This is a genomic window from Acinetobacter sp. YH12142, from assembly GCF_013418435.1.
GTDB lineage: Bacteria > Pseudomonadota > Gammaproteobacteria > Pseudomonadales > Moraxellaceae > Acinetobacter > Acinetobacter amyesii.
Genome location: NZ_VPCB01000009.1, coordinates 137136 through 143135 on the forward strand (window position 1 = coordinate 137136; position 6000 = coordinate 143135).

Sequence of the window (6000 nt, forward strand, 5' to 3'; positions counted from 1 at the left end):
AACGTAAATAGAAATAACGGTTAAAAAGTTTGTGCTACAGCATAGCGCAAAATACGCCTAGAGTGAATTTTGCGATGCTGTGTAGATGTAAATAATTTAAGTCAAAATTGAAGGCTTTGGCGTAAATTATTGTGGTGCGGAGGCTACGGCTTGACCTTGGCGGAGCGCTGCATTGGCTTCGCGTTGTTGTTCGGCTTGTTGCTCATTTTGTTCATTCGGCTGTTCGGCTTCACGTGAAACTTCTTCTTGGTTTTTTGTTGGAGCAGATTGCGTAGTTGTTGTTGCACCATAGGTATTCACTTTACCTTTACGCTGCGCATTTTTTGGCGGTGGCGTGGTGGTGTAATGCGTTGAACCTTTAGCGTCCACCCACTTGTAATATTCTTTCGCTGAAAGGTCCAAACTGGTCAGGCAAAATGCCATGGTAGATAAAATACAGGCAGTGCGAGCAATCGTCGTCTTCATCATAAATTCAGTCCCAAAGTTAGAGTGATCATGCAAAATTATGCTGAAAATTTTGCGCTTTTTTGACAGCAGAATCTATGCATTTTTTAGCACAAAGGATAAAAGGGGCATCGTGTGGGATGAATAACTTTGTGAATGATGAATTGTGGAATTAATAAGCAATCAAAATATTGTGTTTTTATCATTTAATCCATGCCTTAAGTTGAAAGTGAGGCAATTGAATTAAAAAACCACAGCAATTCATTTAATTTATTTATTAGATTTATAAAAGTATTTTATTAAATACATGCTAACTGGTTATAAATAAACAAACTACAAAGAATGCAAAGAATGGGAGTGTGCTTAAAAAACAAACGGTCTGTAAGTAATCAGAAAAAAGCCCATTTTTAAACTTGACTTTAATGGTTGAAACTACAAAAATGCTGTCTTTAGTTTTATATGCCTTAGATCGATCACCCTTCGAATGAGTGCATTTTAGCAATGGACTTCTTCTCTAGCCGAGAGGTTGAACAAAGCCAACAAAATATGTTTATCCCAACATGTTTTAGACCCCATATTGCTCAAACAGCAAGCAGGTCAGATTTTTTTCTTATTGCTATGAAAACTATGAAATTTGTGTGCTATAACAGAGCACACAGTTAATGAATTAACCACGACAAATGCCCTCCATTTGTGCGTGAAAAAAGATTAGGGTGAATCACGTTGGAACTTTTATCTGGTGGTGAAATGCTTGTTCGCGCTTTAGCGGACGAAGGCGTTGAACATGTTTTTGGATACCCAGGCGGCGCAGTACTGCATATTTATGATGCGCTATTTCAACAAGAAAAAATCAATCATTACCTAGTGCGCCACGAGCAAGCTGCTGGTCATATGGCTGATGCTTACTCACGTGTCACAGGTAAAACAGGTGTCGTATTGGTGACATCTGGTCCTGGTGCAACAAATACCGTAACTCCAATTGCAACTGCCTATATGGACTCAATCCCAATGGTGATTTTGTCAGGTCAGGTTGCAAGCCATCTTATCGGTGAGGATGCGTTCCAAGAAACGGATATGGTCGGTATTTCGCGCCCAATCGTAAAACACAGCTTCCAAGTACGTCATGCAAGCGAAATCCCTTCGATTATTAAGAAGGCATTTTATATCGCTTCAAGTGGCCGTCCCGGTCCTGTTGTTGTTGATATTCCAAAGGATGCGACGAATCCTGCAGAGAAATTTGCTTACGAATATCCTGAAAAAGTGAAAATGCGTTCGTATCAACCGCCGCATCGTGGTCACTCAGGTCAAATTCGTAAAGCAATTGATGAATTGATTCATGCTAAACGCCCAATTATTTATTCAGGCGGTGGTGTGGTTCAAGGCAACGCTTCTGCACAGTTGACAGAGCTTGCTCATTTGCTTGGTTACCCAGTAACAAATACTTTGATGGGCTTAGGTGCATTCCCGGGGAATGATCCACAGTTCATTGGTATGCTCGGTATGCATGGTACTTACGAAGCCAATATGACCATGCACAATGCAGATGTGATTTTGTGTGTAGGCGCGCGCTTCGATGACCGTGTAACCAATAATCCAGCGAAATTCTGTCCAAATGCCAAAGTCATTCATATTGATATTGACCCAGCAACGATTTCAAAAACAATTATGGCGCACATCCCAATTGTGGGTGCAGTAGAGCCTGTATTGACTGAAATGTTGGCTCAATTAAAGCAATTGAATGTGTCTAAACCAAATCCTGAAGATATCGGGGCTTGGTGGAAACAAATCAATGAATGGCGCCAAGTTCATGGTTTGAACTATGACAAACCAACTGATGGTTCGATGAAGCCACAGCAAGTTGTTGAAGCGTTGGATAAAATTACCAATAGTCAAGCCATCATTACTTCAGACGTTGGTCAACACCAAATGTTTGGTGCGCTTTACTACAAATACACACGTCCACGTCAATGGATCAACTCAGGTGGTCTAGGAACCATGGGTGTAGGTTTGCCATATGCTATGGCAGCTAAACTTGCCTTCCCAGATCAACAAGTAGTGTGTATTACTGGCGAAGCATCGATTCAGATGTGTATCCAAGAACTATCTACATGTAAGCAATATGGCTTGAATGTAAAAATTCTATGCTTGAATAACCGTGCATTAGGTATGGTTAAGCAATGGCAAGACATGAACTACGAAGGTCGTCACTCAAGCTCGTATGTTGAGTCACTTCCAGACTTCCCTAAATTAATGGAGGCGTATGGTCATGTAGGTATTCAAATTGACCATGCAGATGAACTCGAGTCGAAGCTTGCTGAAGCGATGGCGATCAATGATAAGTGCGTGTTTATTAACGTGATGGTTGACCGTTCAGAGCATGTATATCCAATGTTGGTTGCTGGCCAGTCAATGAAAGATATGTGGTTAGGCAAAGGAGAGCGCACACAATGAGACATATTATCTCTGTACTTGTAGAAAACGAAGCAGGTGCGCTTTCACGTTTGGTAGGTTTATTCTCTCAGCGTGGTTATAACATTGAGACATTAAACGTAGCGCCAACAGAAGATCCGACGCTTTCGCGTTTGACTTTAACCACGTATGGCGATGAGCATAAAATTGAACAAATCACCAAACAACTCAACAAGCTTGTCGAAGTTGTTAAAGTTGTTGATTTGTCTGAAGGTGCTCATATTGAACGTGAATTGATGTTAATTAAAGTCAAAGCACTTGGTTCAGCGCGCGCAGAAATTAAACGTACTGCGGATATTTTCCGTGGACAAATCGTAGACGTAACACCAACGACATATACCATTCAAATCGCAGGTACAACTGAAAAGATAGATGGTTTTATTGATGCCTTAGCTGAAAATACAATTCTAGAAGTTGTACGTTCAGGTGTTTCAGGTATCGCACGTGGCGAAAAAGTTTTAACTATCTAATTTTATATATTCACCTCACTCCTATGGGTGAGGTACTTGAAACGTGAATAATCAAACAGAATCACGGTATCAAGTTAAAGGAAACAAAAGCATTTTAGCGGAGACAGCAATGCAAATTTTTTACGATAAAGACACAGACTTATCTATCATCCAAGGCAAAAAAGTAGCAATCATTGGTTATGGTTCACAAGGCCATGCTCATGCGCTTAACCTTAAAGATTCAGGCGTTGACGTAACTGTAGGTCTACGTGCTGGTTCTACTTCTTGGAAAAAAGCTGAAAATGCTGGTCTTAAAGTTTCAGAAGTTCCTGCTGCTGTAGCTCAAGCTGACTTAGTTATGATTTTGACTCCAGATGAGTTCCAATCACAACTTTACCGTGACGTAATTGAGCCAAACATCAAGCAAGGTGCAACGCTAGCATTTGCTCATGGTTTCTCTGTTCTTTATAACCAAGTTGTTCCACGTGCTGACCTTGACGTAATCATGGTTGCTCCAAAAGCGCCTGGTCATACTGTACGTTCAGAATTCCAACGTGGTTCAGGTGTACCTGATCTTATCGCTGTTCACCAAGATGCTTCTGGTAATGCACGTAACGTTGCGCTTTCTTACGCTTCAGGTGTTGGTGGTGGCCGTACTGGTATTATCGAAACTTCATTCCGTGAAGAAACTGAAACTGACCTTTTCGGTGAGCAAGCAGTCCTTTGTGGTGGTGCTGTTGAATTGGTTAAAATGGGCTTCGAAACTCTTGTTGAAGCTGGTTATGCACCAGAAATGGCTTACTTCGAATGTTTACACGAACTTAAATTGATCGTTGACTTAATGTTCGAAGGCGGTATCGCGGACATGAACTACTCAGTATCAAACAATGCTGAATATGGCGAATACGTAACTGGCGTTGAAGTAATCAACGAACAATCTCGTGAAGCGATGCGTAATGCGCTTAAACGTATTCAATCTGGTGAATACGCGAAAATGTTCATCAATGAAGGTGCGTTAAACTATCCTTCAATGACTGCTCGTCGTCGTCAAAATGCTGCTCATGGTATTGAAGTAACTGGCGGTAAGCTACGTGCAATGATGCCTTGGATCCAAGCGAACAAAATCGTTGATAAAGAGAAAAACTAATTTCTTGAATCAATTGATTTGAATACGAAGACCCACTCATTTTGAGTGGGTTTTTTAATATCTAAAGTTACGTGCCTTAAAAATAGAAAAGCATGCTTTTCTATTTTTTCGTACCTTGGATTCAAGCGAACAAAATCGTAGACAAAGAAAAGAACTAAGTTTTGATTTCTAAGTCAAAAAGCCCCCTGTTTTTAACAGGGGCTTTTTTATGCCTTACTGAAATCAGCATAAAGGCAAGTAAAACCGTTGATAAAGAGAAAAACTAATTTCTCCAATCAATTGATTTGAATGTGGAAGCCCACTCATTTGAGTGGTATTTAAATTTGCTAAGTACCTAGAAAGGATAAAAGGCAGTACGTGGCCTCTTTGCGTCCACAACAGTGATTTGCTTTTTGGGCTTCATTCAAAGCAGTACTTTTTCTTCCTTGTATTCAAGTAAAAAAAGTTGTAGAGCAATAAAAGAACAAAATTTTATTTCTCAGTCAAAAAAGATGTTTTTAATGGGGATGCCAAAGATTGGAAACATGGTCTTTAAAAGTGAATCAAATTTAATTTGATGGTTTTGAGTCATGGGTGGTTTCAAAACTCCTATATTTGTGTCAGCTGAGTTGAATTTAGGTTGTGATAGAGTAGGCATTATTCATGGCTGTCAACGGCATTCTAAAATTGACCCCTTTTACCTTACAAATGGCAAAGTAAAATTGACCCCTTTGATCTCGTATTAAGTTTCAACCTGGGGCTGAATCCCAATTCTTTTTTTATCCTTCAAACGATAACTCTCACCCGATATCTGTACCACATGACAGTGATGTAATAGCCGATCTAACATCGCAGCGGTCAACGTAACATCATCCGCAAATGACTTAGACCATTGGCTAAAGGGTAAGTTACTCGTCAATATCGTACTGCCTTTTTCATAACGCTTGGCAATCACATTAAAGAACAAATTCGCTTCTTCACGTCCAAACGGTAAATAACCAATTTCATCGATAATCAGTAACTTTGGTCCCAGTACCGCACGTTGCATATAGGTTTTCAGTTTACCTTGCTGATAGGCTGTACTCAGTTGCAGCATGAGATCGGCGGCGGTAATGAACTTGATCTTAATGTTGTTCATGATGGCCTTATAGCCTAATGCCATAGATAAGTGCGTTTTTCCTACTCCGCTAGCCCCGAGAAACACCACATTTTCTGCTCTAGCAATAAAGCTCAGATTGAACATTTCAATCACCTGTGATTTAGGGGCCCCTAGGGCATAATTAAAATCATAGTCTTCCAGGGTTTTGACTTGAGGCAGGCCTGAGAGTTTCATCAGTACCTGCTGACTGCGCTGTTGCCTGGCAGCATATTCATGCGTCAAGATCGCTTCAACAAAGTCGGCATAACTTCCATCTTGACCTAATGTTTGTTGTGCATGATGTGACCATTGTGATGCGATGGCAGGCAGATTGAGCTTTTGGCAAAGTTGCTCTATACGGTCGTATTGCAGAT

The 6000-nt window shown here is 40.5% G+C and carries 5 protein-coding genes; 3 read left to right on the forward strand and 2 right to left on the reverse strand.

Annotation, left to right across the window (positions count from 1 at the left end):
- Positions 1-126 precede the first annotated feature (126 nt).
- A complete protein-coding gene (locus FTU77_RS09660) occupies positions 127-423 on the reverse strand; it encodes a DUF4124 domain-containing protein (RefSeq protein ID WP_373684406.1) in 297 nt (98 codons plus the stop codon).
- Positions 424-1167: 744 nt separating this feature from the next.
- Here FTU77_RS09660 and FTU77_RS09665 point away from each other — a divergent pair.
- The 3 genes from FTU77_RS09665 to ilvC all read left to right on the forward strand — a co-directional run bounded on the left by FTU77_RS09665 (position 1168) and on the right by ilvC (position 4509).
- Positions 1168-2895: an acetolactate synthase 3 large subunit gene (locus FTU77_RS09665; protein ID WP_180055671.1), complete on the forward strand. Its 1728-nt coding sequence runs from the start codon at positions 1168-1170 to the stop codon at positions 2893-2895.
- Positions 2892-3383 carry an acetolactate synthase small subunit gene (gene ilvN, locus FTU77_RS09670; RefSeq protein ID WP_078189625.1) on the forward strand — a complete coding sequence of 164 codons (492 nt, stop codon included), beginning with the start codon at positions 2892-2894 and terminating at the stop codon, positions 3381-3383. Before FTU77_RS09665 ends, ilvN begins: the two co-directional genes overlap by 4 nt.
- A 109-nt stretch (positions 3384-3492) precedes the next feature.
- Entirely contained in the window at positions 3493-4509 is a 1017-nt protein-coding gene (gene ilvC, locus FTU77_RS09675; protein ID WP_078189624.1) for a ketol-acid reductoisomerase, read from the forward strand.
- Positions 4510-5230: 721 nt separating this feature from the next.
- Here ilvC and istB read toward each other — a convergent pair.
- Positions 5231-5998, reverse strand: a complete 768-nt coding sequence (istB, locus tag FTU77_RS09680; RefSeq protein ID WP_257223619.1) for an IS21-like element ISAba8 family helper ATPase IstB — start codon at positions 5996-5998, stop codon at positions 5231-5233.
- Positions 5999-6000 lie beyond the last annotated feature (2 nt).

What these genes read in the sequence shown, in the direction of transcription:
- FTU77_RS09660 (WP_373684406.1), bottom strand. Translation starts at nt 423, where the DNA reads ATGGCATTTTGCCTGACCAGTTTGGACCTTTCAGCGAAAGAATATTAC.
- ilvN (WP_078189625.1), top strand. Translation starts at nt 2,892, where the DNA reads ATGAGACATATTATCTCTGTACTTGTAGAAAACGAAGCAGGTGCGCTT.
- ilvC (WP_078189624.1), top strand. Translation starts at nt 3,493, where the DNA reads ATGCAAATTTTTTACGATAAAGACACAGACTTATCTATCATCCAAGGC.